At 62.8% G+C, this 23,583-nt stretch carries 22 protein-coding genes; 10 read left to right on the top strand and 12 right to left on the bottom strand.

What is annotated here, in order from left to right; all coding sequences use genetic code 11:
• Positions 1–24 precede the first annotated feature (24 nt).
• A complete protein-coding gene (locus tag ACHAA4_RS09585; RefSeq protein WP_435773949.1) occupies positions 25–549 on the bottom strand; it encodes an AAA family ATPase in 525 nt (174 codons plus the stop codon).
• Positions 550–665: 116 nt separating this feature from the next.
• Here ACHAA4_RS09585 and ACHAA4_RS09590 point away from each other — a divergent pair, with 116 nt between their 5' ends.
• Positions 666–1,142, top strand: coding sequence for an NADPH-dependent FMN reductase (locus ACHAA4_RS09590; protein ID WP_435773950.1), 477 nt, complete (start codon positions 666–668; stop codon positions 1,140–1,142).
• Between the two features lie 156 nt (positions 1,143–1,298).
• Here ACHAA4_RS09590 and ACHAA4_RS09595 read toward each other — a convergent pair whose 3' ends face one another.
• From ACHAA4_RS09595 to ACHAA4_RS09610, 4 genes are all read right to left on the bottom strand, one after another.
• Positions 1,299–3,683, bottom strand: coding sequence for a S8 family peptidase (locus ACHAA4_RS09595; protein ID WP_435773951.1), 2,385 nt, complete (start codon positions 3,681–3,683; stop codon positions 1,299–1,301).
• A 166-nt stretch (positions 3,684–3,849) separates the two neighbouring features.
• Complete coding sequence (locus ACHAA4_RS09600; protein ID WP_435773952.1) at positions 3,850–4,815, bottom strand: AAA family ATPase; 966 nt, start codon at positions 4,813–4,815, stop codon at positions 3,850–3,852.
• Between the two features lie 521 nt (positions 4,816–5,336).
• Entirely contained in the window at positions 5,337–6,323 is a 987-nt protein-coding gene (locus ACHAA4_RS09605; protein ID WP_435773953.1) for a DUF8606 domain-containing protein, read from the bottom strand.
• Between the two features lie 311 nt (positions 6,324–6,634).
• A complete protein-coding gene (locus ACHAA4_RS09610; protein WP_435773954.1) occupies positions 6,635–6,940 on the bottom strand; it encodes a hypothetical protein in 306 nt (101 codons plus the stop codon).
• A gap of 95 nt (positions 6,941–7,035) precedes the next feature.
• On the opposite strand from ACHAA4_RS09610, the gene ACHAA4_RS09615 reads away from it, so the two are divergent.
• From ACHAA4_RS09615 to ACHAA4_RS09625, 3 genes are read left to right on the top strand one after another with little or no spacing between them, the layout of a single operon-like run.
• On the top strand, positions 7,036–7,398 hold the full coding sequence (locus tag ACHAA4_RS09615) for a hypothetical protein (protein ID WP_435773955.1): 363 nt from the start codon (positions 7,036–7,038) through the stop codon (positions 7,396–7,398).
• A 56-nt stretch (positions 7,399–7,454) separates the two neighbouring features.
• Positions 7,455–8,168, top strand: coding sequence for a Fic family protein (locus ACHAA4_RS09620; protein ID WP_435773956.1), 714 nt, complete (start codon positions 7,455–7,457; stop codon positions 8,166–8,168).
• Between the two features lie 51 nt (positions 8,169–8,219).
• Positions 8,220–8,627, top strand: a complete 408-nt coding sequence (locus tag ACHAA4_RS09625; protein WP_435773957.1) for a hypothetical protein — start codon at positions 8,220–8,222, stop codon at positions 8,625–8,627.
• Positions 8,628–8,902: 275 nt separating this feature from the next.
• Here ACHAA4_RS09625 and ACHAA4_RS09630 read toward each other — a convergent pair whose 3' ends face one another.
• The 5 genes from ACHAA4_RS09630 to ACHAA4_RS09650 all read right to left on the bottom strand — a co-directional run bounded on the left by ACHAA4_RS09630 (position 8,903) and on the right by ACHAA4_RS09650 (position 15,009).
• Entirely contained in the window at positions 8,903–9,217 is a 315-nt protein-coding gene (locus tag ACHAA4_RS09630) for a hypothetical protein (protein WP_435773958.1), read from the bottom strand.
• A gap of 316 nt (positions 9,218–9,533) precedes the next feature.
• Complete coding sequence (locus ACHAA4_RS09635; RefSeq protein WP_435773959.1) at positions 9,534–11,249, bottom strand: TniQ family protein; 1,716 nt, start codon at positions 11,247–11,249, stop codon at positions 9,534–9,536.
• The gene (locus ACHAA4_RS09640) at positions 11,218–12,285 is read right to left on the bottom strand and encodes a TniB family NTP-binding protein (RefSeq protein ID WP_435773960.1); all 1,068 of its coding nucleotides are present in this window, start codon (positions 12,283–12,285) and stop codon (positions 11,218–11,220) included. Before ACHAA4_RS09640 ends, ACHAA4_RS09635 begins: the two co-directional genes overlap by 32 nt.
• On the bottom strand, positions 12,282–13,589 hold the full coding sequence (locus tag ACHAA4_RS09645; RefSeq protein ID WP_494337970.1) for a TnsB C-terminal domain-containing protein: 1,308 nt from the start codon (positions 13,587–13,589) through the stop codon (positions 12,282–12,284). Before ACHAA4_RS09645 ends, ACHAA4_RS09640 begins: the two co-directional genes overlap by 4 nt.
• A gap of 670 nt (positions 13,590–14,259) precedes the next feature.
• The gene (locus ACHAA4_RS09650) at positions 14,260–15,009 is read right to left on the bottom strand and encodes a TnsA-like heteromeric transposase endonuclease subunit (protein WP_435773962.1); all 750 of its coding nucleotides are present in this window, start codon (positions 15,007–15,009) and stop codon (positions 14,260–14,262) included.
• A gap of 219 nt (positions 15,010–15,228) precedes the next feature.
• Between ACHAA4_RS09650 and clpB the strand changes: the two genes are divergently transcribed.
• The gene (gene clpB / locus ACHAA4_RS09655) at positions 15,229–17,883 is read left to right on the top strand and encodes an ATP-dependent chaperone ClpB (RefSeq protein WP_435773963.1); all 2,655 of its coding nucleotides are present in this window, start codon (positions 15,229–15,231) and stop codon (positions 17,881–17,883) included.
• Between the two features lie 51 nt (positions 17,884–17,934).
• Here clpB and ACHAA4_RS09660 read toward each other — a convergent pair whose 3' ends face one another.
• Positions 17,935–18,510 carry a dihydrofolate reductase family protein gene (locus tag ACHAA4_RS09660; RefSeq protein WP_435773964.1) on the bottom strand — a complete coding sequence of 192 codons (576 nt, stop codon included), beginning with the start codon at positions 18,508–18,510 and terminating at the stop codon, positions 17,935–17,937.
• 163 nt (positions 18,511–18,673) lie between these two features.
• Positions 18,674–19,279 carry a methylated-DNA--[protein]-cysteine S-methyltransferase gene (locus tag ACHAA4_RS09665; protein WP_435773965.1) on the bottom strand — a complete coding sequence of 202 codons (606 nt, stop codon included), beginning with the start codon at positions 19,277–19,279 and terminating at the stop codon, positions 18,674–18,676.
• Between the two features lie 284 nt (positions 19,280–19,563).
• Between ACHAA4_RS09665 and ACHAA4_RS09670 the strand changes: the two genes are divergently transcribed.
• Genes ACHAA4_RS09670 through ACHAA4_RS09690 form a run of 5 tightly spaced genes read left to right on the top strand, consistent with a single transcriptional unit; the run spans position 19,564 to position 23,556 of the window.
• On the top strand, positions 19,564–19,767 hold the full coding sequence (locus tag ACHAA4_RS09670; RefSeq protein WP_435773966.1) for a DUF3073 domain-containing protein: 204 nt from the start codon (positions 19,564–19,566) through the stop codon (positions 19,765–19,767).
• A 3-nt stretch (positions 19,768–19,770) separates the two neighbouring features.
• Complete coding sequence (locus tag ACHAA4_RS09675; RefSeq protein WP_435773967.1) at positions 19,771–20,730, top strand: Sir2 family NAD-dependent protein deacetylase; 960 nt, start codon at positions 19,771–19,773, stop codon at positions 20,728–20,730.
• Positions 20,731–20,763: 33 nt separating this feature from the next.
• Positions 20,764–22,302 (top strand): MFS transporter, encoded by a 1,539-nt coding sequence (locus ACHAA4_RS09680; RefSeq protein ID WP_435773968.1) that lies wholly within the window; start codon positions 20,764–20,766, stop codon positions 22,300–22,302.
• A gap of 36 nt (positions 22,303–22,338) precedes the next feature.
• On the top strand, positions 22,339–22,935 hold the full coding sequence (locus ACHAA4_RS09685; protein ID WP_435773969.1) for a TetR/AcrR family transcriptional regulator: 597 nt from the start codon (positions 22,339–22,341) through the stop codon (positions 22,933–22,935).
• 9 nt (positions 22,936–22,944) lie between these two features.
• Positions 22,945–23,556 carry a LysE family translocator gene (locus tag ACHAA4_RS09690; RefSeq protein ID WP_435773970.1) on the top strand — a complete coding sequence of 204 codons (612 nt, stop codon included), beginning with the start codon at positions 22,945–22,947 and terminating at the stop codon, positions 23,554–23,556.
• Positions 23,557–23,583: the final 27 nt, after the last annotated feature.

The raw sequence follows: 23,583 nt of genomic DNA on the forward strand, positions 1-23,583 counted from the left end.
GCGGGTCGCTCGCTAGACCATTGACTATCGGTCTGCTGCTCCAGCCGCTCGGCTTCTCTTCAGTATCTCGTCGACAACCTCCGTCAATGGCGCAGTGGCGTCGATCAGAATGCTCTGCCGGGGCATATCTTCTTTCGTGCGATGCAGCCGGAGTATGAGATCTCGTTCCGTGTGCCGACCACGGCCACCCCACTCGTCGTCCGCGCGCGCATCTAACCTCCTCGTGAGGGTCTCGACGTCGACGTCGAGCACGAAAGCAGCGTCGAACAGATCCACAAACTTCTTGAGATTGCGAGAACCTCCACAGAAGAACGTCATCTCCTCCCGACGGTCCTGAATGAGGGCGCTGACCTTCCCGAGGTGCCAGATCTGATGGTGGTGGACCTCTAACCCCGAGGTGACTACTTCTTCACCGGTGTTCGGATCACCTTGATACGCCAGTTCTCGGTCACCGTGTATGGCGTGGTAGCCACGCCGAACCAGCTCCTCACACACCGAGGTCTTCCCGGATCCTGAACTGCCTTCAATGAGGAAGTTTCTTCTACCCATGGGCAAGACAATAACCAATTCCGGGGTGAGGCGGGACCGGACGGGGCCGTGCTGTTCTGCGACGGAGACACCTAATCGCGACTGCTGTGATCAACAGAACCAGATACTTTGGGTGGATGTCTGCCCTGAACCTCCCGGTGTTTTCCTGCAGCCTCGACCCGGCAAGTCGAAGCCGGGACCTCGCATTCATGAGCTCTGAACTACTTCGGAGGCATGGGTATCGATCTGAAGTCGTGGATCTGGCCGAGTACGAGCTTCCCGCCTTCGACAACGCCCAAGTGTTCGAGAGCACCTCCTTCACTGCGCTGCACGAGATCCTCAGCGGTGCCGATGGCGTCGTGCTTGCGTTCCCTATCTATAACTGGGCCCCTGCGGCGACCGTGAAGTCATTGATCGAGGCCACTGGCGCCACGGGTCAGGACGGTAGAAGATCCGCGTGGTTCGACAAGGTCGTCACGTTCGTCTGCGCTGCTGGGTTGCCCCATAGCTATATGGCCACGGCCGCGATGGGGCAATCACTCATGCTCGACTTCAAGTGCATGATCAACCCATATACGGCGTACGGGTCTGCCGCACTGATAGGTGACATCTGATCTGGCTTGCCTGCGGTCGGCCTGGAAGGATGAACTTGTGACCAAGCCCTATTCTGGGGAGAGATCGCAGAGTTTAAGGCTGAGCAACGGGCAGGAAAGCGCTAGTGGAGGTCCCCTACGACGGATGACCCGAATCGTGCCAAGCCAACCTGGAAGCTATACCTCTATCTCGGTTCTCTCGGAGACCTCAACGGAGCCTGCCAGAAGAGTCGATACCGGGCTGTAAAGATCCACATCCGTCTCGGAGGTCTTGAGAGAAACGACAAGAGAGTACCTCACAGGTTGATCCATTCGGTCCCGCCTCACATTGTTCTTCCACCACCCCCCGACCGGGTACACGGCGATCTTTCCAGTATCCGCGAGCCCACCAGCGGAAGTTTCCCAAACATCTTGATGGAGTGATCCATAGTTGCGTTGATTTACGCCGACGAGCCAGTCGACACGGCCCCCTTGAGGTCGACCGCCACCGTCTTCAGTGCGCGCTGCACGATTGACACGGTCAATAAAATCCGTCTCTGTTTCGAGTGGGTCCTGCATCTCGAAGCGAAGACCGTGGGAAGCGTAGCTGTACCTCCGACGCCACCCGCGCCTGGACGCAGCGGGTTCGACGAAATAGGAGATTGTGACACGCAGTTTGACCTCCGCTCCTCCCATCTGCTGGAGAGTTTCTCGAGGCCAAGGGAGGTCGTGCAGCCGAAGATGTGGAATCTTCAAGTCTTTGCCCTCGAACGGCGCGAATTCGTCTTGAACTATGAGCGTGACGGCCTGGTTAGAGGAGTACAGGACGTTGTCTTCGGTTGGAACGCCCCATCCGTAACGCCTTAGCATGCGCTGTTGAGACTGGAGACTCGATTTCCTCGCATTATCGATCGCTCGACGCATCGGGGGAGTCCATTCGGCGCCGTGCACTATCAGTGCTCTTACGGTTTCCGGCCAGTAGTGGGGGTAAGTTGCCATGACCAACGCAGCGAGTCGGGACACTTGAGCTGTGGCTGCACTAGTAGCGTTTGCGGAAGTAAGTGACTGATCATTGGTGTGGCCCGTGGTGCGGAGATTCAAAGTTGGACGCTCGGCATCAAACATCCCGGCTCCATCATGCAGAACATTGCCCCCTTCCATAACGACATCAGGTTTGACCGGCCATGGCCGTGGGCCGAAGAGCAACGAAGTTCGGCTATGAGGTGATAGCTCGCCTTGCTCGGCGAGAGGTTCCCAACCCGCGAATGCTACGTCCGTGGGTGTGCGAGTTAGATCCGTGTACGCACCGACCGTGAGTGCATTCCACGCTTGTCCTGGGTCCACAACTGCAGAGGTATCGGACTCATCCAGGTGCTCGAGGGAGAGCTTTTTTGTGTTTCCTGCGGCAATCACAAATAGTCGCGCTGCAGCCGGGTCTGGGGCCGACAGCACAAGCAACTCATTGCCGTTTCGGACAACTTCGACCCCTGCGGCCAGTGCATCGACAGTTGAGGACCAGAGCGTTGGTTCCCCTAGTGCCGATGCATCGGGCGAAGTGCTAATCGGCATACAGAAGACGCGAGGCCTCGCTGAGGCAATCTCCGGGAGTGAAACCGCCTGAGCAGTCACATCTCCATAAGCGACCGGATCGTGGTCTTTCTCATCCTCATTGGGCAGCAACCTGACAGATTCAAGCCTGTGTTGCAGACGGACTGGGCTGGTGGCTAGGAGAACCTCCTCCAGGTGAGCTCCGTACAGCGCCAGGCCCGCCATCTTGGTTCCGTGCCCTTGCGAGTCAAACCCACTCGTCCCTATAACGGTGTGGAGGTCTTCGGGGCGGAACGATTCCCTAAGCAATTGATGCGTGCGCGCCACGCCGGTGTCGAGATGGCAAACAGCAGGTTGAAGGTCCCCCGCCGGCTCTAATCGGCTAACCAGATCCTCAACATAGTCGATCTGCTCTTCCGTCCCGAGATCTTCAACAGAGTCAATAAACTCGGGTTGACGAATTTCGGCAAGGGGTACCGCAGTGAACGGCAACGGTGCCAAGCGCGCCCACGAGGCCTGGATCCACATAACGTCGCGATCTAGCAACCGAAGAAGTCGAGGAGACACCGTGAGATCCCAGGACTTCGCGAACTGTCGTAGAAGTGTCGGTCCATCTTCGCTCTTGCGGAGCCAGACCTCCCACCAGACGATTTTGTGTTGTGGCGGGCTTCCTTTGGACTGCCAAAGATCATCCAGGATCGTGGCACGAATCCGACCTATGTTGGCTACAAGTTCCTCGTGGCGAGGTTTTCCCGTTTTTGTCTCATGGTGCAAGTAGTCATCGAACCGTTTGAGAAATTCGGGTCGATAGTCATCGCTGACCCATACGACCGCCCGTTCTGGGGTGCTGGTCCCAGAAGCGCCCGGGAGCACCGATAAAAGAAGCCATTTGGGTCGTTTCTTCGTAGAGTCCCGGTGCTGTGTAAGGCTTTGCAAGCTATCCAGCTTCAGGGGATACGCGGCTTCATGGCCCTCAAGGGTAACGATCGTTCCCAGGGCGCGCAGTTCATCGTCGAGGACGTGGTCTTGGCGCACTGCTTCACCGGCATCTAGTGCAGCGGCTAACTCCCCGCGGCGCGCAACTCCGTGACTCGCCCGATCCTCTATCGGTCTCGTCTTCGAGCTAGATCTGCCAGCCCGGTGGAAATCCTTGTAGTGTGACCGGCCCTTTAAGAATAAATGACTACGATGTCGATCCGGACTATCCAATGCTTGCGGTCCGTCGAGATTGGAGGGCCGAGCGGAGTTCGTCCGTTCCTACGCTGGAGTTGCCTGTCAGTATGGCGGTTTTGGCTGCATCTTCAGCTGCCCGAACTAAATCGGCGTGGGAGAGGCCATCAACGAACTCGCTCAAGGCAGACCACCGTACGCCCTTGGCGATAGACCCAAGCCGACCCCGCATGACAGCAGCAGCCTGCTTCGGATCGGGAAGATCGTAATCGAGCACCATGTCAAAACGTCTAAATAAAGCCTTGTCAAGAATTGAACGATGGTTAGTGGCCGCCACAATGATGCTCTCGCTGGAGCTGTTTTCCAAGAACACTAAGAATGAGTTCAATATTCTACGGGCTTCACCCACATCATTCCCCGTACGGTCACCGCCGAGGGCGTCAAATTCGTCAAAAAGGTATATACCGCGCTGGATCTCTGCTGCTTCGAAAACCTGGCGGATTTTGCTGGCGGTTTCACCCATGAACTTGCTCATGATGCTGTCGAGGCGGATTGTCAGGAGTGGGAGGGAGAGTTCGTGAGCCAGGACCGAGGCTGTCATAGTCTTACCGGTACCTGGGGGGCCTTCCAAGAGCAGGCGATGAACCGGTTCAAATCCATGGTCGAGCAGACGCTTACTCTGGCGCTGCTCCGTCAAGACGCGCTTAATTTGTTCCCCGAGGTGTCCCGGCGCAACAAGTTCCTTAAGGCTCACCGTTGGGTGTGACGCGACGACCAGTTCCGAGAGCTCACCTCGGGGTTGTGCGATTGAAGTCACTTTGGCAGGGCTACCGGCGCGCGAGCTTTCTACCGCCGTCTTCAAGTCAGTGGCAAGATTGTGGTGGCCCCGACGAGCTGCCTGTGCAGCAACTTGAAGCGCTACTGAGTAGAAAGCCTCATCGTTGCCACTTGCATGGCTTCGTACGAGCGCTTTGAAATGTTCCCCTGATCCAGCCATGCTCCACCTCCCTCGAGGTTCATCTTGTGAGCCAAGTGTAGTCCCCGAGGGTCTGCGGCAGGGACTGGTGACAGATGGTCTTCCGCGCCGAAACTTGACGTCGCGCGATTGTGCGTGAGCCCGGCAGCCCGACCAGATCACTGAGACCATCACGTGCCAGGCGCATCAACGCGCACGCGGTGGCCGTCGAAGTTCTTGAGCCAAAGACTCCGACGATCAGCCGACCAATGGGTGAGAATGTTCTCTACGTCTCGGGTGCGCTCCGCGAGAGCCTCGGGGCCCCATTGACAGTCAAGATTGGGCCCTTTTCGCTCGGGAGCGGCCTCGCACTGCTGGCTTGGGCGATGCTCAGGTTACCTGCCAACCGTATGTAGTTCTCGCCATTCTCGCCGGGGAGCTGGATATACGGTGGCGCCATGCCTTCGGGTTCCGCGAATGGTGCATCTCCACACCTCGCCCCATCGCTTTGGCTTCGCGGCACAGGGTGCCACCCGGAGTCTCGACGGTCCTAGTCCTAGAGCTTATTCGTCTTCGATTCCGAAATGGCTCAAGAGTCTCTCTAGCGTGAATTCCTGGCGCAGTTTCCCAGCACTGTTCTGATTCGCGAACATGCCCTTCACCCAATACGCCTCCGACTTGGAAACCGTGGTCTCCCATTGAACTGGCACCACGTATTCAGCAAGATCCGCGTCCAAAGACGGCTTCTGATCACTGTGCTCGTAATCCGCCGCAAGAGGCTGCTGGCAGAGAAGGACCCGCTGCCCATCGGACTCGACTTCAGCCTCTGCGAAAGCTATAGCTTCCCCTATCGTCACGCCGACTCCGACGTACCCGTGCTTGGGGATGTGCACAAAGATTCTGGCGCCTACCGGGAGGCTGCGCAGCGTCCGTGAGTACCATTCGCCCCCGCCAGCGGAAGCGAATCCATACCGTCGGGCGTCCTCCCAGTCCCGGTGGTCCCCGTCACCAAAGGTGACGAACCAATCCCGGCCGTTCCACTCGGCGCGCTTACTCGCCCGGCGAGTCGATATCGGCGCGGAAGACGATGCTTCGGATGCCATCCAGGACCGTGCCAAGTAGCGCCGTTCCTCATCTTCCAAATAGGAGAAAAAGACAGCATTGATAGGGACGCCGAACTCGCGCAGGTAGGTGACGATGCGCTCTGAACTGTCGTCGAGGCTTGTGGCCACGATCGTCATCGTGGTCTCCTCGTTCAGCTCATCCGGTGCGGGGGCCTCGAATATCTCCGTGAACGCCTGCTCGAACTCGGGATCGGCCCGTGTCGCGGCGAAGTGTGTGTTGGCGATCTCGATGACGGAGTCTCGGTCCAGCGTGGAGATCCAGGAGCCGTAGTCGAGGATCTGGGCGACAACTTCCCGCGGCGTGCGGTCGCGTTTGAGTTCCAGGACGTGGAGGTTGCCTTCGTAGTTCATGGCGAGGAGATCAATCCATTTGCCGTGTGGGGTCCGGACTTGTCGTCCGATGACCAGCAGCTGCTGGCCCAGCAACGAGGAGTCCTATCCCAGGAAGTTCTCGAGTTCGGCCTCGGTGGGCAGGCGACCCGCGGGCAGTCGCCGCGGAGTGGCGCCATCGAGGCGCCACACACCCATTTCGATCGGCATGGAAGCCTCCCTTTTGGACGTGCGTGGGAACTATGAATTCTCTCGCTCCATTCACCGTAGCCGTCTGCGGGTTGTCGTGACAGGCTGTCGTCCGCCGCGCGAGGGGGATGCGAGGGGTGCCGCCACCCCGCGCAGATCCCGACAATCGCTGCGCCCAGGGCTTTTCCTCGGACGGTCACTGGCCCCAATTCGGGAGCTCAGTAGGGGTTGTTGGGGAGATTGAGGGTTCTGATGTGCTGCAGCAGCGCCCGAACGCCGGCAGGGTTCGGGGTGCGGGGCGCCGGGTCATCCGGTATAGCGGCCGCTTCCATCATCTCGGTGTAGGTCGGGATCTTCATAGAGGCGGTGCGACGTACGTCGGGTTCTGTGGCAAGACCGAGGATGTCGTTTCGCTCCATCTCTGAACGGCACTTGATGATGTCACGGCGCATGAAGTCGAAGGCTTGCCAAGCGAGGCTCGGTTCGGCGGGCTCTTCGGGGGACTTCTGATCTGCTGATGGCATGCCCCTAATTATCGCTGATACCCGGTTCCGGTGGAACCCTCTGACGCCGGTGCTGAGAGCTACACGCCAGGCACCTCGCAGGGGAGAATGGCCTCATGACGACCACCGAGAGCGCGGAGCTGCAGAATATCCGCGAGCTAGCGCGCCAGCTCAAGAACGCCCTGGGCCCCACACTCGTCGCGACCCTCGCGGGAAACCAGGACACACGCATCCCCCTCCAATGGGTAAGCGTCGACGGATCTACACCCACCCCAGAGGAACAGGAGCGGCTGCGTTTGGCCCACCGTGCTTGGCGCACGGTCTCCGAGGTCGAGGAGGAAGACCTAGCCCGCCTCTGGTTCCTCGGGGCGAACCCCTGGCTAGGGGACACCACACCGCTCACGGCGATCCGTCTGCTGCACACCCGGGAAGTGATGACAGTGGCGACGGCAATGATCGAGGACCGCTTCTCCGGATGATCCGGGTGGCAGGCAGCGATCGGGACCGCGCCGCGAATGGTCGAGAGTATGAGGGTGTGGACCCACACCAAGATCAGAGCCTGACCGTTGCCGAGCTCAACCCGGTCATCTATTCCGCAGGCAGGGTCTTCGACGACCTGTCCGCGACCAGTGCGGCCACCGAGGAGTTCCTCCAGGCAGGAAGCTCGGGGTTCGTAGGGTCACCGGCGGATCTCGTGCTGCTGGAAGATCTCCGGGATATTGCCCAGCGGACCCTCGACCACACCAACGCAGGGGTAGGCCTCGACACTGAGTTCGTGTGCGATCTGAACGCCTCCATCACGCGCAGTGGCCCCCTACATCCGGGACAGCTCCGGCGCGAAGACCAGCGCATCGGCGTGAGCACCCACTACGGGATCCACGCGCCGCCGGCCATCGGAGACGCTGAGCTGCAGGGCCTCATCACCCGTGCACTGGAGTCAGGGTCGGTGCGGGAGCAGGCGCTGAGCCTGTTCGGTGCGATCGCCAAGGCCCAGCCGTTCGAGGACGGCAATAAGCGCACTGCGATCTTCGCGGCCAACGCGCTGCTGCTCCAGGAGAGCAGCGGAGTGATGCTCACCGTGCCTCTAGGCGTGGTGGACGGGGTTGAGCTCAGCGAGAGGTTCAGCGATCTCCTGGCTCGTGCCTACCTCTTCGGTGAGAACGACGGTCTCAAGGGACTTCTGCGTGATCGCGGGTTCGTAGCCCATGCCTCAGCAGCGACGAGCAGACCTCGTGAGCGTGCCGATTGAGGACTAGAATTTATTGACTGGATTGTCCGGTCGCAATGGAAGGTGCGGGACATGGTGGAAATGAGCCCCAAGGACGCCGCCATGGCCTCGGCTCGGAAGACACTGGATCGTCTGAACCAAGACCCGCAGACTCGACTGCTCACCGCGGATGAGATGGCGGAGTACGCCGATAGGAACCGCAGCTGGCCCTCAGAGGCAGCGCGCGACGGGCGCCTGATCGCAGTCAGGCACGATGAGGAGACCTACTACCCCGCCTTCCAGATCGACCCGGTGCATCGAAAACCGTGGGATTGGGTCTCGACCATGGCGAGGATCATGGAGGACGAGGACATCACAGGTAGGTCCTTCACGCTGTGGGCCGCGACGCCGTCTCCGCGCTTCGGCCGTGACACCCCGGCGGTGCACACCGGTGATCCGGATTTCATGGCCAAGGCAGCAGCTGACCTTGCTGAACTATGAGCCCTTCCAGGTCACCCAGCCCCGCGGGCCGAGCGGTGCGCACAGCTGAAGCCCACTCCTCGGCGTCGATGAGCAGGTACCGCGCATCGAGGTTCCCGAGCGGGCGCTGGTCACGCGGAAGTCCCCGGAGCGTCCTGGTCTCGTCCGTGCGGCTGCCGTAAGGCGCGGTGGTTGTGGTCCCGAGGTAGTGATTGTTCCGCGTCCAAGCGGTGGCGGCACTCAGGACTCGCTCCGCCCGGAGCTGCTGCGCCTCCGGCGACGATCATTGGCCACCACTAGATACGTTCAAGGTCAGCCAGCAGCGATGCCTCGTCGAGCGACTGCCCCGAGAGCCCGGGCTCCTGGGCGAGAGCTCCGCCGTAGTCCACCCTCCGTGAGCCGCCAGCACCGGTGATCCTGGACGGCACGATCCAAGGGGCCGGGCGCGGGAAGGTCATCAGCGGCCGGACCCTCGCGGCTGGTGAGACCCGTTCGGGGTGTCCGCGGTAGTTGATCGGCGCCGGCGGCGGCCAGTACCACTCCAGGCCTTCCTCCTCGTCCACGTCGAGACCAGCGGTGGCAATAAGCCCCGCCGTGCACCTGCCGTCCACGGATAAGGGCAACTTCGGCACAGAAGTGGGCCTCACCACGAAAGGGCCAGGGGATGTGCCGGAGCCCTTCCAGGTCGTTGCTGACTCAGAATGGTGGTGGTTCGCCCAAAACCCGGTAATCAGCTACAGGGCCAGCCCTTTGGTTCTTCTCCCAGTTGCGAGTCATGAAGTCTTCCCAACGGTCATCGTGCTGAGCCCCTGGTGCGAGAACGAGGGCGGCTGCTGTTTCCCCGTACTTGAGTTGCTCATCGAGGACTCTGGATTCGACTGAGATCGTCGTGCGCAGAGTCCTGAATGGCGTTCCTGACACGTCCCTTCATGGAGGCTCCCACTGGTCGGGTTCATCGGGATGCTTTCGAACTGCCCGCGCCGTTTTCTCAATAACTGATGCGCGTGGGAGTTGGGGCGTCACATCGGGCATCCGCAGCGCCCCCCACTGGGCGGGGCTCCATTGGGCTCCCCCACTCGTGAAATGACACCAGAGCCACAGCCGCTCGGGAGGGTGAACTCCGGGGTGAACCTTGCCGCGAGACATCAGAGCTCGGAAAGCCGTGTTGGTGGCGAATTTTTCTCGCCGCGATTCATAGTCGATTGGAGGCGGTGCTTGGACCAGTTGGTCAGCCAATGTCAGAATGGTTCCTCGCAGAGCAGGCCAGCCGTTCAGTCCGGCGAGGCGCTTCCAGCTGCTCGTGATGCGCGCTGACGACGCTTTGGGTGCGCCGAGGCGTTTGGCTGCGGAAGCGACGGTGATGTTGCGGCCTACGCACGCTCCGGCGATGCTGATCGCAAACTGCGCTCGTTCGTCGTTTGAGAGGTCAAAGCCGGGCACAGCCGCGGGCCACCAAAGTTGGGGGATCGCTGAAAACGCAGCGGGCGGGGTTTCCCAAGTGGGACAGTAAGTAGGCGCCGGTGTGTGGGGGTGTCGGAGAGCAAGCGGAGCTCGTGGCCAGTCGGATCCGATCTGGAATGCAAGCTGAGAGGTCGGAGGGAGGTGGGCATGGAGACTCTGCAGCCTGATGGCGTGCAAGATCGGGTCCAAGGGGAGGGATCTAATAGTTGCTGCAGGTCCGATCGGGGCCATCCGCCCAGTGACTGGGAGAAGGCCATGGACGTCTGACATCCTGCCAGCGGCGATGAGGGACGGCGCATCGAGTACAGCCACTGCCTTTTGCAACGCCTCGGCGATCATATGAGAGCTTGGCGCGATCTGACCGCCCTTGCGTACGTCCAGCGCTTCCAATGTCAGCAGGGTGAGGGATCTGGCGGCCTCAAGAGGGCTGGCTGGCAGACCGGCGTATTCGCGCACCAGTGTTCCGTCGGTGTTCGAGTTCTCGATGATCTGGGCCGCACGTATGAGTTCAGGGGATGCTGGAGTAGGCAGTAGCTTCGCGAGGTCGGTGTTGCAGCGTCGTCGATGTCGATTTGGTCGGGGGTTAGTCTTCTCGCGGTGCTCTCTGCATACGGTGGGAGCGCGGCCGTCGCCAATCCAGGCTGCTGAACTGAAGGGCCGCTTTCCGCAAGACGGGCAGTGGTCTATGAGTACCGCATTGTGGTGGAGACATGTCACACGAAGAGGGTCGCTCCACTCAGGTCGCCATATCTGTTGTTCCTTCAGGCACAGCGGACAGAACCTGGTGCCGGCCAGGGGGGCCAGGCGACGCTGGCCGGCAAACGGCAGGAGCACTTGGCCCTGGATGCTCTGGACCCTTCGACGGTAGTCCGCCGCTGCGCGTCTTTCGTCGTCACTGACTCCTGTCATGCGGCTAAGTGCTTGTCGCGAAGAGCTGAGCATGTCGTCTACACCACTGGGTGAGTGAGGGTTGCTCCCCAGAGAGAACTCCCGGAATAACCCTCCGGGTGTAACCCCGTACCGGTGGGCCAGTCGCACCCACCAACCGATGAGCGTTTCTCCCGGTCGCAGAGTGACCTTGAAGGGCCACGCGTCAACGTCAGGACCGCCCGGACTCTCACGCGTTCGTGGGCGACCGGCGCTGGGCCGCTCAGGTCTTCCGGCGGCTGGTTTCGGCGGCATTGTCTGCTTTCGCGGCGGCTAGAACTTCGGCATCGATGTTTTCGACGCCTGAGTGGATGGCCAGGTAACTCGCGTGATCCAGCAAGAATGTCAGTGAGCCGATGTTGCCTTGTGTCCTCATGAATAGCTCTTTGGCGAGTTGTACCAACATGTGTGGCTTCTTCTTGAGCAGAAGAATGTGGTTCTCTAAGGCCTCCAGGAGGTCACACCAGGCTCTCATCCCGTCGGTCGTCAAGTTGGTGAACGGAGACACTGGAACTCGCGTGGCACGACGGGAGGTCTGAGCGTAGGCGGCGTCTTCACCCAGCAGCCCCTCGTCAAAGAATCGTTTGGATCTGAGGTTTACTCCGACGTAGAGGAACGTCGCAGGCATCTCATTGGCGAGCCCTTTGAGATGGTTGCTGACTTCTTGCCCTCGTTGGCGCCGAAAGTCGACGAAGTGGAGGTCATCGATCACGATGAGCCGGGTCTGACAGGTGCGAACACAGTCGACGGCCAGGTCAGCCAATCGCGATGTGGTTGCCTTGTAGACACCGGGGTGACCGTAGAAGCTGAGAATTTTTTGGTTGAGGCTCTTCAACGTGACTGCAGATCCCAGCGGTATGAAGGCGACTGGGATTCTCTGGCTACCGTCAGCCGTCTCCCTGCCGTACTCCTCGAGATTGTCAAGGTGAAAGTTGCGGGCGTAGTGAGTGGCGATCGTCGTTTTTCCCAAAGCGGGGGCGGCATCGATGACGGCTGAACCTCGTAGACGGTTGCTGTCGCGGTGGTTCGAGGCCATGACTTGGTCCAAGATGTCGAACGCGTGAGAGAGCTGGGCGGTTCTCATCGGAGGCGGATTGGCGTTCCAGACAGCTCGGACCGAATTGAAATCCTGTCGTTCCTCATTGCTGAGCTGTGCATAACTCTCCGCCGTGACAACAGGCGGTGCCGGTCGAGGTCCTGACTTGCAGAAATCGAACCACCCAGCTTTTGACGCCATGTTGAAGTCTCTAGCACCGTTGTCGACCAGCCAGCGTGAGAATTCGTTCCTCATGGGTCGAACACCTCCGTAGTTCCTTCGGGATTCTCAGCGACGTACTTGGAAAAGACATCATCGAGATCGTCTTCTACTGCCGACTGTTCGCGGCGTCGGTCTAGGTGCGCAAACATGTCGATTACGCTGTCCGCGTGTGGTTGATCGGCGGTGGCTTGACTTGGAGCGGTGTCAGTGTCTGGCTGGGTCGCCAGCAGGCGTGCCAGTTCACGTTTGCGCCTTTCTGCGGTGGCGCTTTTACTGTGACGCTTGAGAAGATCGTCAGTCGCCTCCCCCGCGTTAATGTGTCGGTGCTCCACCAGGCTCTCTCGCCGGGTGTACGCGGCCGCGGCAGCTGAGAACGGGGCATTAAGACCGGGGGCGTGTTCCCACTCCAACGTGTGCCAGGTCTGGCTGTCTGGGTCCTGAAAGAAAACTGATCTCACGTCGTCGCGATCGATCATGATGGGCCATAGTCCAGGATGCGCGCCCGTGTGCGCGGATTTGGTACCTCGGTAAGGGTTCAAGGCGGGACCGTCATAGCGACGTTGATCGATCTCAACGCCGTAATGCTGGATTGTGCGCCACGCAACATCCAGGAATTCCATGCGAAGGTCTTGGCGCGCTGGAAGCCTCAGTACTCCGGCGGCTGTCATGCCTCGGGTGAACATCTCCATGGGTGACAGATCGACGTCTGGAAGGACTGGGTCGCAGAGGCCTCTATGCGCTGTTTGGTGGTAAATGCCTATCCAGTCACGGATGATGGTCTGGAGTTCGGACACGTAGTAGAAGGCTGTGTCCTCTACATTTTTGCCTCGCGAAGACACATCTGGTCCCTTGTAAGCGGGGAGATGTTCGAGAAGCTGTTGTCGTAGGGTGCGGAAAAACCGTTCGATAGTAGGTTTGTCCGTTGGCTTGTGGGGGATCGCCGGTTGAATATTGATTCCAAGGCGGTGACACACAGCCTTGGTCCTGGCAGAAAGGTAGACCTTGCCGTGGTCGACCACAATCGTGTCAGGTAGCGCGCCCGTTGATTGAGCATGGAGGACTTCCGGTACGTCACGATAGGGCGGAGGATTGGCATCTGGGGGTGGGCCCCAGTGCTGCGGCGTGACGACTTGATACAGCACCGAGGATACGTCCTGTGCCGTGGTTGAGACTGGACGTAGCACCAATCCCATAACGCACCGAGAGTATAGGTCCATCGCCACAGTGAGTTCAGTGTTGAGCCACTTACCGGTGATTGGTTCCCGAGCGAAAACGTCCAATTTCGTGGTGTCCAAAACAACGTACTGCCCAGGACGATCTGCGCGGAGTCGCCCCATCGCCCCCTGCGGACGCGCAGCCACGGACCGTCTGTGTTTCGCCGCCCCGAATGTGTACCGGCCCCGATCCAGTTCCTGCAGACGTGTGTATGCCACTGATCTAGACGGCACTCTGCCGCCCGGGTTGCGTTCCAGGTAGACCGCGTTCGTTTTTTGAATGACCGCCTGTCGAGTCGGATTCGATAGGTCAGTGAATGATGCAAGGACCTCAAGGCAAGTCTGTTCCCATTCCTTCGTAAAGGACCTTCTTGCCGGTTGGATGAGGCGCGCATCGACGAGACCGGCGAGACCACGCTCGGCGTATCGGACCGCCCGCCGGCGTGCAGATCGGGGTGAGATATCGAGACTCGCTGCGGCTTTGCCATATCGAGCTTCGAGTCCCAAGGCATTTTGTGTCAGAACGATGCGCTCATAGACCTCAGCCTCTCTCTCAACTCGACGTCTTTGCTCTGCGTCTAGTCCGGCGAGGACCACCGCGTCGAGCTCTGAGTGGGGGTTGTCCTCTGGAGGGAGATCGTCCAAAGCTTGTGCTCGGCCGACTAATGACGGACCATGAACACGCTTGAACTGGTTCCTGCTGTGAAGAACGACTACGGTGCCTTCGAGTTCGGCGACGGTCCATACTGCACCGTCGTGCCACAGGCGGGAGCCTACCGAGACATTTAGGCTGTCAGATTCCATGGTGCGCTCCAGTCGCGAGTCGGAACAGGGTCTGGCCGTTGATCGGTTGCCGCAGTTCGGCGACCACGAGGCTCGTCCATACGCATGCGGCGAGTGCTACCTGCCAAGCATTGGGATCACAAGACCCAGGCTTGAGTGCGTGGATCTCATCGAGAGTCAGTTGGCCTGCACCAAGTCCCGCAGTCACGAGATCGCTCAGGTCTTGGAATTCCGGTAGTCGTTCAGGCCGCCGGCCTATGGCCAACACTTTGAGGTTTCTCAGGATTGTGGGGTCCCCGCCGCTGAAGACTTCGTAGTTCCACCCTTTGCGTCGACAGAGCTCGCGTGTCCAGCTGAGCTGGGCTTCGACTTTGGGATCGTCTAGAAGAGATCTGGGTTTGACGTCTACCAGCGTTACCGTTTGATCGGAGTGGACGAGGAGAAGGTCAGGAACGTGCTTGCGGAGTATGGCGCCATCAGAGCCGCTGATCCAGAAAGGCTGTGTTGCGAAATGTGCGACTTTGGGGTCGAAGTCGGCTAACCACAGACGGTCGAGCTCGAGGAGGCTCTCGTACACCAGCGAGCGACGATTCGTTGATGCCCAGAAGAGGCCTGGATAGCTACGTTGTCTCGCATAGCTGGGTGGGATTCGGAACGGAAGACCGTCAACGATCAGGTCGGCGCGTGCCTGTTCCCAAGTCGTCTCGACTTCGTCACCGGCGACTGTGCAATATCGGAGGGTCACATCGTGTCCGCCCACACCTCTAGTGTGCCGGTATGACAGGTTTCTGAGAGATCTGACACGCGGTGGCCAACTTATTGAGAAATGGCCAGCTTGGACGGGATCCTACAGCTGCTGCGTGGACTTCAGGAGGTGCTTGCGGAATACTTCCGCCCACCCCAAAGTTGAGTAGGATGGGCTCAAGTTTATTCGACGCCATCGTGCAATCGGCGTCACCACGCACTGGGAGGGGCAGACATGGACGTCAAACTCACGACCAAATCGCAGGAGGTCGTCTCCGCGGCCGCAATGAACGCCAATACCGCGAGCAATCCACAGGTGGAGCCAGCGCACATCCTCAAGGCGCTGATGGATCAGCGCGAATCCATGGCCGTCGCGCTGCTCAAGGCGGCCGGGGCTGATCCCGATGCCGTGAGCACCCGTGCCTCCGCCATCATCAAGTCCCTGCCCGCCACCCGCGGGGACTCCGTCGCGGCTCCGCAGTTCTCCCCCGCCGGTCTCAACGTCATCAAGGCCGCCCAGGCCCAGGCCGAGGACTTCGGCGACGACTTCGTCTCAACCGAGCACCTGCTCATCGGCGCCGCCACCGACGGCGGCCCGGTCGGCCGCGCGCTCGCCGATGCCGGCGCAACCCTGCAGGCGCTCAAGGCTGAGCTGCCCGGGCTCCGCGGGGATCGCAAAGTCACCACCCCGGACCCGGAGAACACCTTCCAGGCGCTGGAGAAGTACGGCACGGACATGACCGAGATCGCCCGCTCGGGCAAGCTCGACCCGGTCATCGGACGCGACTCCGAGATCCGGCGCGTCGTCCAGGTGCTCTCCCGCCGCACCAAGAACAACCCGGTCCTGATCGGTGAGCCCGGGGTCGGCAAGACCGCCGTCGTCGAAGGCCTGGCCCAGCGCATGGTCGCCGGTGACGTCCCCGAATCCCTGCGTGAGAAGACGCTGATCTCCCTCGACCTCGGCGCGATGATCGCCGGCGCGAAGTACCGCGGGGAGTTCGAGGAGCGCTTGAAGGCCGTGCTCGAAGAGATCAAGGCCGCCGAGGGTCGGATCGTGACTTTCATCGACGAGATCCACACCGTGGTCGGCGCCGGCGCCTCCCAGGGTTCCATGGACGCGTCCAACATGCTCAAGCCGATGCTCGCCCGCGGTGAGCTGCGCCTGATCGGGGCGACCACCCTGGATGAGTACCGCGAGAACATCGAGGCCGACGCCGCTCTGGAGCGCCGGTTCCAGCAGGTCTACGTCGGCGAGCCCTCGGTGCCGGATGCGATCGCGATCCTGCGCGGGATCAAGGAGCGCTACGAGGCGCACCACAAGGTGGGCATCGCCGATAACGCGCTGGTCGCCGCGGTGACGCTCTCCGACCGCTACATCAGCGGTCGTCAGCTCCCGGACAAGGCCATCGACCTCATCGATGAAGCCGCCTCGAGGCTGCGCATGGAGATCGACTCCGCCCCGGTGGAGATCGACGAGCTGCGCCGCGTGGTGGACCGGATGACCATGGAGGAGCTGGCGCTGCAGAACGAGTCCGACGCCGGGTCCGCCGAACGGCTCATCACCCTGCGCGAGGACCTCGCCGACCGCAAGGAGGAGCTCGCCGAGCTGACCGCCCGCTGGGAGGCCGAGAAGGGCGAGCTCAACCGCGCCGGTGAGCTGCGCGTGAAGCTCGACGAGCTGAAGTCCTCCGCCGAGCGCGCCCAGCGCGACGGTGACCTCGCCGAGGCCTCCCGACTGCTCTACGGAGAGATCCCGCAGGTGGAGAAGGACCTGGCCGCGGCGGAGGAGGAGGATGCCTCCACTCCGGCACCGGAGAAGAAGATGGTCGCCGATGAGGTCGACGCCGATGGGATCGCCGGAGTGATCTCCGCCTGGACCGGAATCCCCGCCGGGCGGCTGCTCCAGGGCGAGACTGCGAAGCTGCTCCAGATGGAGGAGCTCATCGGCTCCCGCCTGATCGGACAGACCAAGGCCGTCGGCGCGGTCTCCGACGCGGTCCGCCGCGCCCGTACCGGAGTCTCCGACCCGGACCGGCCCACCGGCTCCTTCCTCTTCCTGGGCCCCACCGGCGTGGGCAAGACCGAGCTGGCCAAGGCGCTCGCAGAGTTCCTCTTCGACGACGAGCGCTCCATGATCCGGATCGACATGTCCGAGTACTCGGAGAAGCACTCCGTGGCCCGTCTCGTCGGGGCACCCCCGGGGTATGTGGGCTTCGACCAGGGCGGACAGCTCACTGAAGCGGTCCGGCGTCGTCCCTATTCTGTGGTGCTGCTCGACGAGGTGGAGAAGGCCCACCCGGAGGTCTTCGACATCCTGCTCCAGGTCCTCGACGACGGCCGGCTCACCGATGGGCAGGGTCGCACTGTGGACTTCCGCAATACGGTGCTGATCCTGACCTCCAACATGGGCTCGCAGTTCCTCGTGGATCAGACCCTGGAGACCACGTTCAAGCACCAGCGGGTCATGGACGTGGTCCACGCCTCCTTCAAGCCCGAGTTCCTCAACCGGCTCGACGACATCGTGATGTTCGATCCGCTCAGCATGGAGCAGCTCAGCGGGATCGTGGAGCTGCAGATCGGGCTGCTCCAGGAGCGCATGGCGGCGCGCCGCCTGACCCTGGAGGTCACCGAGGCCGCCCGGGACTGGCTGGCCTTCACCGGCTACGACCCCGCCTACGGCGCCCGGCCGCTGCGTCGGCTGGTGCAGCGCGAGATCGGCGACCAGCTGGCGCGCGCCCTGCTCTCCGGCGAGGTCGAGGACGGCGACACCGTCCTCGTGGACCGGCAGGAGCTCTCTCTGGAAGGGGAGTCCGTGCACGGTCTGACCGTTACCAAGAAGCCCTCACCCCCGTCTGTTCCCAGGCAGTTGAGTTCTCCGGTCGGAACGTAACCGCCGGAGAACGCAACCACCCAGGAAGGGTGGGCGGGCTTCGTCCCGGGGTCAGCGCTGGATGTCGTAGACGGCCTTGAGGACCCCGTTGGCATAGTGGGCCGACTCGCGCAGGGTCAGCCTCGTCGCGTCGCGGTCCTCCATTGGGAAGAGCCGCTTCCTGGTCCCCAGCAGGACCGGGAAGATCAGCAGGTTGAATCGGTCGATCAGGCCGGCGTCCATCAGATTCCGCGCCAGTTCGGCACTGCCGTGAATGAAGATCGCGCCGCCGCCGTCGTCCTTGAGCGCGGCTATGTCCTTCGTGGAGCGCAGCAGGGTGATCGGCCCCCAGTTCTCGACCAGGGCGTCCTCGCTCAGGCTCGTCGAGGCCACGTACTTCGGCAGGTCCCTGTACGCCGCGTGATCCTCGGATTCGGCCCAGATCGGAGCGAAGGCCTCATAGCTGCGCCGGCCGAACATCAGGGCTGTCGTCTCTTGAAGCTCCTCGCCCTTGAGTGCGAACGCCTCCGGCAGGAACTCTGTGCCCAGCACCCACCCGCCGCTACGGTGCCCCTCGCTGCTGTCGCCGGGGGAGTCAACGACCCCGTCAAGCGTCATGAACCCGGTCCACACCAGTTCCCTGCTCATGCATCCTCCAATGCCGAAAGGGCTGAGTCTGCACCAGCGATCAGCAGAGTGTCACCACTCAAGGGCCAGAACCCACTTCGATCCTCCGGGTCAGTTGCAGATTCTGGTCGGAACGTCACGACCGGAATCTGCAACCACCCAGGAAGGGTGAGTCCCAGGAGGGTCAGCGGTTCAGGAGGAGGCCCTCGCGCGCCAGCAATGCGCGCTTCGTCTCGATCCCGCCGAAGCCGTAGCCGCCCAGCCCGCCGTCCGAGCGGATCACGCGGTGGCACGGCACCGCGAAGGCCACCAGGTTGTTCGCGCAGGCGCTGGCCGCGGCCCGGTGCGCCAGCGGGCGGCCGGCCATCTGGGCGAGCTCCGCGTAGGAGACCGTCTCCCCAGCGGGGATCTCACGCATCGCCGCCCAGACCTCCTGGCGGTACGCGGAGCCTGGCTGCACCACGGTCAGCTCGTCCAGCGCCGTGTGATTGCCGTCGGCGTAGGCGGCCACCGCCTCGGGCACCGTGCCTCGACCTGCCGGCAGCGGCTTCATCTCGCGGGCCGCGGTGGTCGGCGCCAGGACCTCCAGCTGATCCATCAGCTGCTCCAGGACCCGCCCGATCGCGGCGACCTCCGGCTCGTCTCCGGCGGCCTGGGCCAGCGAGGCGGCCCGGATGGTGTCGTCTTCGGGGGAGTAGATGACCACGATCGCGCCGAGCCCCTCCAGAGAGGCCGAGCACCAGCGCAGCTCGGGCAGGTGGGACTCCGGAAGGGGCGGTGCGTCAGTCATAATCCGAATTCTCCACCGCCTGCCCAGACAGGTCCAGCCCTGCCTGGAGCCCGGGTTGATGGTGCGGAACATACTGCGCCCCCGCGGCGTTGTACCAGGTGACTGACCTGTTGCGAAGATCCGTGAAACGTGTGATCGTGCTGACCCTGAGCATCGATCGGGCGACGACGCAGCGCCAGTCATGTTAACCTAGGGATCACGAACTACTTCATATACAGCTAATCCCACGATAGCCCCTGCCCGGCATCGCAAAGGGACACGAGAAGACAGAGGGGGTCTCGCTTATGGGGCGTGGCCGTCAGAAGGCGAAAGCTACGAAGCAGGCTCGGGAGATCAAGTACTACACTCCGGACACCGACCTGACTGCTCTCGAGAGAGAGCTCGCCAAAACCCGTGGTGAACGAGAGTCGTCCAGCCGCTCAATGCGCCCGGACACCGAAGAGCGCAGCAGCGGCTTTGACCCGTACGAGGATAAGTACGGGCGCTGACCCGTGGAAGAGCCCACCCAGTCGGCCTTCACCAAGCCCGTCGAGAACGCCCATAAGGCAGCTCTCCGCTCCATAGCCCGCGTGGTCGAGGACACCGCCGAGCCTCAGTCCGAGGAGATCGCGCGTGAAGGCATCCGCGCGATGCTCCAGCGAGGCGACGTCCTCGTGGTCACCGGCGCCGGCGTCTCCACCGACTCCGGCATCCCGGACTATCGCGGACCTCAGGGCTCCCTGCATCGGCACCGACCGATGACCTATCAGGAGTTCCAGCACGACGCCGCCTCGCGCCGTCGGTACTGGGCCCGCGGCTTCGTCGGCTGGCGCCAGATGCACCGGGCCGAGCCCAACGAGGCCCACCGGCTGCTCGCCGACTGGCAGTCATCCGGCCTGCTCAGCGGCCTGATCACGCAGAACGTCGACGGGCTCCACCGCGCCGCCGGGGCAGACCCGGTGATCCACCTGCACGGCGACATGGACTCTGTGATCTGCCTCAACTGCGGCAATCAGGAGAACCGGTCTTCCCTGGACGCTCGACTGCAGGAGGCCAACCCTGGATATGCGGAGGCGGCCTTCGCTGCCGCGGAGAACGTCAACCCCGACGGCGACGTCACCCTGGACCAGTCCTGGATCGAGAAGTTCCACATGGTCACCTGCCTGGTCTGCGGCTCGGAGAAGCTCAAGCCCGACGTGGTCTACTTCGGCGAATCGGTTCCCGCCGAGCGCAAGGCCGCGGTCGAGACGCTCGTCGCCGCATCCTCCGCCCTGCTGGTGGTGGGCAGCTCCATGGCAGTGATGAGCGGATTCAAGATCGCGCTGACCATGCACCAGTCGAACCGCCAGATCGGCGTCATCAATGGTGGACCCTCCCGCGCCGACGCCAAGGCGGACTGGCGCTGGCGCACCCGGATCACTCCGGCGCTGCAGACGCTGCACACTCTGCTGGGTGAGCAAGCTCACCAGTAACTATACCGGACGTATAGTATAGTTACTCGGGTGATGACCCTTCCTTCCGTGCACGCTGATCAGCGACACGCCCTCAGCGCGTGGCAGCGCTGGACCATGCTCGCCATCGTCTCCTCGGCGCTGTTCCTGATCGCCCTGGACAACACGATCCTCTACACCGCCCTGCCCACGCTCACCGCGGAGCTCGGCGCCTCCTCCTCCCAGCAGCTGTGGATCATCAATGCCTACCCGCTGGTGATCGCCGGACTGCTGCCCGGCTCCGGCGCACTGGGGGACCGGTTCGGGCACAAGCGGATCTTCCAGGTGGGCCTGGGCATCTTCGGCGTGGCCTCGATCCTGGCCGCCTTCTCCGGCAGCTCCGAGATGCTCATCGCCTCCCGCGCGCTGCTCGCCGTGGGCGCCGCCGCGATGATGCCCGCCACGCTGGCGCTGATCCGGCTGACCTTCGCCGTGGAGCGCGAGCGCAACATGGCCATCGCGATCTGGGCCGCCGTGGCCACCGTGGGCATGGCGCTGGGCCCGATCGTCTCGGGCGTGCTGCTGGAGTTCTTCTGGTGGGGGTCGGTGTTCCTGGTCAACGTCCCGATCGTGGCCGCCGCCCTGGCGCTGATGCTCGTGGTCGGACCGGCGAACATCGCGAACCCGGGTCGGCACTGGGACTGGCTGTCCTCCGCGCAGGTGATGATCGGACTGACCGCCGCCGTGCTGGCGATCAAGACCATCGCGGAGACCCCCGTGGACTGGGTGCGCTTCGTCATCTCCGTCCTGGTCGCCACCGTCATGCTCACCTTCTTCGCCCGGCGCCAGATCCGGCTCACCCGCACCGCCGAACCGCTGGTGGACTTCACCATCTTCCGCAACCGCGGCTTCAGCGGCGGCGTGATCGCCGCCGGTGCCAGCATCTTCGCCATCGTCGGGGTCCAGCTGGGCACCACCCAGCGCTTCCAGCTGGTCGAGGGCTTCTCCCCGCTCGACGCCGGACTGATCGTCTCCGCCCTGGCGCTCGGCTCGCTGCCCTTCGCACTCTTCGGCGGCGCGATCCTGCACCGCGCCGGGCTGCTCACCCTGATCGGTGGCGGCATGGCACTTGCCGCAGTCGGCGCGCTGGGCTCGATCTACGCCGTCATGGATGACTCGCTGGTGCTGCTGGTGATCAGCTTCGGCGTCCTCGGCGCCGGCCTGGGCGCCTCCATGTCGGTGGCCTCCACCGCGATCATGGGCAACGTCCCGCCGCGCCGCGCCGGCATGGCCGCCTCCATCGAGGAGGTCTCCTACGAGTTTGGCGGACTGGTCGGGGTGGCGATGCTGGGCAGCCTGCTCACCTTCGTCTACACCCGGGTGCTGGTGCTCCCCGCCGGCGCCGAGCAGTACGCCGGCCAGGCCCCGGCCGCGGTGCTCGAATCCGGGGACGCCCCCGCGATGGCCGCCGCCGCAGAGGCCTTCGACGTCGCGTACCTGGGCGTGCTGATCGGCGTCGCCGTGGTGATGGTGCTCGCCGCCGTCGCGTCCTCCTGGATGCTGCGCCGCTACACCCCGGGCACCGAGTCCCAGGCCTACCCCGAAAACCACTGAGCATCACTGAGAACCACTGAGCGGAGTTCCTTCACTGTGCGACCCTCCAAACGCCGCGAGATCCTCGACGCGGCCACCCGCGTGGTCCAGCGCGAAGGCGTGACCACGCTGACCTACGAATCAGTCGCGGCCGAGGCCGGGATGACCAAGGGCGGCCTGCTCTATCACTTCCCGTCCCGAGAGGAGCTGCTGCTCGGGCTGCACCGGCACGTGGCGGAGAACTGGGAGCTGGCGCTGGAGGCCCAGGCCGGCGGCACCGCTCAGCAGCTCAGTCGCGACGAACGCTTCCGGGCCTTCGTGCGGCTCTCGCAGAACCCCGAGCGCGCGGAGCTGCTGCTGATGCTCGAGGCCTCCGAAGACCCGGTGGCCAACGCCGCCTGGGATGAGATCTTCGCCCGGTGGGCCCCGCAGCCCCCTCCAGTTCCGGAACGCTCGGACGACCAAGACACCCAGGCACCCGACGACGACGCCGCGGAGGCCGCCGCGGTCCAGCGCTTCATCGCGCGGCTCGCCGCCGACGGACTGTGGTTCTACGAGGCGCTCTCCACCGAGCGGCTGGACCCTCGGCTGCGCGAACGGGTCACCGAGGAGATCATCGCGCTCGCACAGAGCGCCGTCGTGCCAGCAGAGTAGTCTCGTCCAGTGGCAATTCTCTCTCTGATGTTCTTCGTGGTGGCCGGCGCCGGCACCCCGGGGCCGAACAACACCATCGTGATGGCCTCCGGAGCCGCCTACGGCTTCAAGCGGACGCTGCCGGCCATCCTGGGAGTCAACGTCGGCTTCCCGTCGATGGTCCTGCTGGTCGGGATCGGGCTGGGCCAGGCGCTGGAGCAGTGGCCGGTGATCCTCGACATCCTGCGCCCCATCGGGATCCTCTACCTGCTCTGGCTCGCCTACAAGATCGCCACCGGCCCCACCACGCTCACTCCGAAGCCTGGTGCCAAGCCGCCGGGGTTCGTGCAGATGGCGCTGTTCCAGTTCGTGAACCCCAAGGCCTGGACCCTCTCGGTGGCCGCGCTGAGCACCTTCACCGGCTTCTGGGACTCCTTCATGCTCGAGGTCGCCGTGATCGCGCTCGTGGCCTGCAGCTTCGGAGCCCCCTTCACCATCGCGTGGACCCTGCTCGGGGTGGGCGCGGGCCGGATCATTTCCCAGCCCAAGCACATGCTGATCTTCAACCTGGTCATGGCCGGTCTGCTCGTGGCCTCGGTGGTGCCTGCAATGGTGGACACCTGGGAGTCGCTGCCGCTCTAGGCTGACTGCCGCTCGAAGCTCGCTGCC

The sequence above is a fragment of the Nesterenkonia maliinae genome, from assembly GCF_051262655.1.
Classification (GTDB): domain Bacteria; phylum Actinomycetota; class Actinomycetes; order Actinomycetales; family Micrococcaceae; genus Nesterenkonia.

Coding starts and splice junctions, on each gene's coding strand:
- ACHAA4_RS09585 (WP_435773949.1), bottom strand. CDS start 549: ATGGGTAGAAGAAACTTCCTCATTGAAGGCAGTTCAGGATCCGGGAAG.
- ACHAA4_RS09590 (WP_435773950.1), top strand. CDS start 666: ATGTCTGCCCTGAACCTCCCGGTGTTTTCCTGCAGCCTCGACCCGGCA.
- ACHAA4_RS09600 (WP_435773952.1), bottom strand. CDS start 4,815: ATGGCTGGATCAGGGGAACATTTCAAAGCGCTCGTACGAAGCCATGCA.
- ACHAA4_RS09610 (WP_435773954.1), bottom strand. CDS start 6,940: ATGCCATCAGCAGATCAGAAGTCCCCCGAAGAGCCCGCCGAACCGAGC.
- ACHAA4_RS09615 (WP_435773955.1), top strand. CDS start 7,036: ATGACGACCACCGAGAGCGCGGAGCTGCAGAATATCCGCGAGCTAGCG.
- ACHAA4_RS09625 (WP_435773957.1), top strand. CDS start 8,220: ATGGTGGAAATGAGCCCCAAGGACGCCGCCATGGCCTCGGCTCGGAAG.
- ACHAA4_RS09635 (WP_435773959.1), bottom strand. CDS start 11,249: ATGCCGCCGAAACCAGCCGCCGGAAGACCTGAGCGGCCCAGCGCCGGT.
- ACHAA4_RS09640 (WP_435773960.1), bottom strand. CDS start 12,285: ATGAGGAACGAATTCTCACGCTGGCTGGTCGACAACGGTGCTAGAGAC.
- ACHAA4_RS09645 (WP_494337970.1), bottom strand. CDS start 13,589: ATGGGGCGACTCCGCGCAGATCGTCCTGGGCAGTACGTTGTTTTGGAC.
- clpB (WP_435773963.1), top strand. CDS start 15,229: ATGGACGTCAAACTCACGACCAAATCGCAGGAGGTCGTCTCCGCGGCC.
- ACHAA4_RS09660 (WP_435773964.1), bottom strand. CDS start 18,510: ATGAGCAGGGAACTGGTGTGGACCGGGTTCATGACGCTTGACGGGGTC.
- ACHAA4_RS09665 (WP_435773965.1), bottom strand. CDS start 19,279: ATGACTGACGCACCGCCCCTTCCGGAGTCCCACCTGCCCGAGCTGCGC.
- ACHAA4_RS09670 (WP_435773966.1), top strand. CDS start 19,564: ATGGGGCGTGGCCGTCAGAAGGCGAAAGCTACGAAGCAGGCTCGGGAG.
- ACHAA4_RS09680 (WP_435773968.1), top strand. CDS start 20,764: ATGACCCTTCCTTCCGTGCACGCTGATCAGCGACACGCCCTCAGCGCG.